At 38.2% G+C, this 2,766-nt stretch carries 2 protein-coding genes; both read right to left on the bottom strand.

Annotation, left to right across the window (positions count from 1 at the left end; genetic code table 11):
* On the bottom strand, positions 1-960 hold a 960-nt coding region (locus ACY65O_RS08730; RefSeq protein ID WP_462220471.1), incomplete at its 3' end, for a Gfo/Idh/MocA family protein.
* Positions 961-1,170: 210 nt separating this feature from the next.
* On the bottom strand, positions 1,171-2,766 hold a 1,596-nt coding region (locus ACY65O_RS08725), incomplete at its 5' end, for an alpha/beta hydrolase-fold protein (RefSeq protein ID WP_462220470.1).

The following is a 2,766-nucleotide window of genomic DNA, read 5'->3' as shown; positions in this document are numbered from 1 at the left end:
AATAATTTTTACATCCCTTCTGCCCATTTCACCAGGTACAATGCTTTGGGTATTATTTTTTACAGATAAAGCTATACCATCCATTTGTTTTGCCTGCTGCGATAATGGTGAATATGAAATTATTTTACCATCAGCTGTGCTGCCCTTAAGCCCTCCATAACTGAATGCAGGGTTTAATTCAATCCAACCTTTTTCGGCTTCAGCCCTGAGTGTATTTATACTTTCAGAATAACTTGTTCTGCATTCAGCAATTAATCCATTGAACATTTCCATTTGCCAGTTCAGGGTTTCTTCAATATCGATAAATTTCTCTTTATCGCTTACAGGAAATGTTTGTGCTGTTACAGCAACAGGCTCCATACCGCTTATATAGCAAGCTCCCTGCAAACAATAAAGACCTAAATCCATTAACGGTCCACCCCCGGAGTAATTTTTATTCAAACGCCATTCGCCTTTGTTGGAGTGTTGTGAAAATACTGTAATTATTTTTTTTATTTCACCATATTCTTTTTGTGTACACATCCTTATCATATCTAAATGATAAGGGTCGAAATGTAAACGATAACCGATAGACAAGAATTTGTCTGCTTTTTTACAGGCTGCTATCATTTTATCACAATCTTCCACTGTTAAAGCCATTGGCTTTTCGCAGATAACATGTTTGCCTGCTTGTGCTGCACGAATGGTATATTCTGCATGCATACTGTTGGGTAACACCACATACACAATATCAATATCCGCATTGTCTTTGATAGTATCGAAATTATCGTAGCTGTAAATATTTTTATCAGGTATATTGTATTTTTCTTTCCATAAAGGTATTTTAGATGGCGTACCAGTTACAATACCTGCCAGGTAACAATTTTTTGTTTGCAGTAATGCAGGAGCCAATTGTCCTCCAGCATACCCGCCTAATCCCACTAAAGCAATACCCAATTTACCTTCGTTATTTTTTTTCATTTTCATTTTTTATGTACCTCATTACAATTTGCAACAGTTGAAATTAATGGAATAGATAACTCTGAAAGGCTGGGGTTACAGGTAATTTTCATTTTTCAATTGTTTGTGCTCTAAAGATTAAGTATTTATTTTTTTGTACAAAAAGGTCAGCAGTTAAAAAATAAAATTCTTCCAATGCTTTTTTATCCTCTGTTGTTTAAATCATTTTTATTAAAAAAGAAGTTGTGCAAAATTGTACAGATTGTTTCTCCACACTGGCCAGGAGTGCCCACCCGGGTATTCGGTATAAGTATGCACAATATTCAGTTCTTTAAATTTAGCCAGCATAATCTGGCAATTGTTGTAAGCAATATCTTCTTTGCCACCCATGGCAATCCAAAACTGTTTAAGATTGCTGTTAATGGTTGATGCATAGTTTTTCATAAACTCATATTGCGGACTTGACAAAGCAGGCTGGTTTGCCCACCAGCCCGAACTGAACACACCCAGGTAAGCAAAGTGATCAGTATTTTTAATGCCTGCATACAATGTCTGTAATCCACCCAGTGATAAACCAGCCAGTGCCGTGTTAGCACTTCCTTTTGCAATGCGATAGTTTTTTTCAACAAAAGGCATAACGGCTTCTTTCAATTCCTTTTCAAAAAGTTGTAATGATTTTTCACCAAAACCTGCTATGCCTCCACTACTCATATTTCCATCCATCATTACAATCAGCATAGGTTTTGCCTTGCCTGCGGCGATGAGGTTATCAAGAATGAGATCAGTTTTACCCTGTGTAGCCCAACCGGTTTCATCTTCGCCACCGCCATGTAAAATGTATAGAACAGGATAGCTGGTATTAACAGCAGAATCATAATCAGGAGGAGTGTAGATATAAAACTGCCTCCATGAGTTGGTAACTCTTGAAAAATATTTTTTGATGCGTATATCGCCATGCGGCACATTACGCAGCGCATAATAAGCGCCACCAGTAAACGGAATCTCAATACCACTGGCCATTCTGCCCATCCCATAAAAAGTTTGGCTTGCCGGATCAGCAACGGCTACCCCATCTATCAGTAGTGAATAATAATGAAAACCTTCGCTGATAGAATCTGTAGTTATTTTCCAAAAGCCTTCGGTGTCTTTTATCAAATCATATTTCTTACCTAAATCAATTTGTACTTTTTTGGCTTCAGGTGCTTTGATGTTAAACATGACACGGCTGTCTGTTGTTATTTGCGGATAGGGAGCATTTCGGATATTAGATGGAGCTGGTGTGCCTGCAACCGGGTACTTTGAAAATGTGGATGGATCAACCGGTTTAAAAATCATTTGGGAAAACATGAACAAACCATTCTTCCACACTTTAAAATCATGCACACCCGGTTCAATAAAATAAATGTGGGGAATATTATTTTGCTTCAGGTAATCATGTGTTCTTTTGCTGAAGCTGATAAGCCCATCGCTGGCACCACAGGAAATGAACAGCAGTTTTATTTTTTCTTTAGCGGCATTAACATTGGGAATTAATTCGGCAGGTATTTTTGTGTTGGGTGCAGAAGAAAATCCTCCTATCCATGCAAACTTATCCAGGTTACCCAAACCAAAATTCAGCGATTGTCCGCCACCCATTGACAGACCGGCAATAGCACGGTGTTCTCTATCAGCAATTATGGGATACTTTTTTTCAATGAAAGGGATCAGGTCATTTAAAAGATCTTTTTCGAATGTAGCAAAGGCTTTTACCCTGGCACTGTCAAAAATATTTCCAATGGCTCTGTCATCTTTAATAGCACGGCCGTTAGGCAGCACCACTATCATGGG

Origin of the sequence: Ferruginibacter sp. (assembly GCF_031430955.1) — a bacterium.
GTDB lineage: Bacteria > Bacteroidota > Bacteroidia > Chitinophagales > Chitinophagaceae > Ferruginibacter.
The sequence above is the reverse complement of the archived record's forward strand: the minus strand, read 5'-3'. Positions and strand labels throughout refer to the sequence as shown.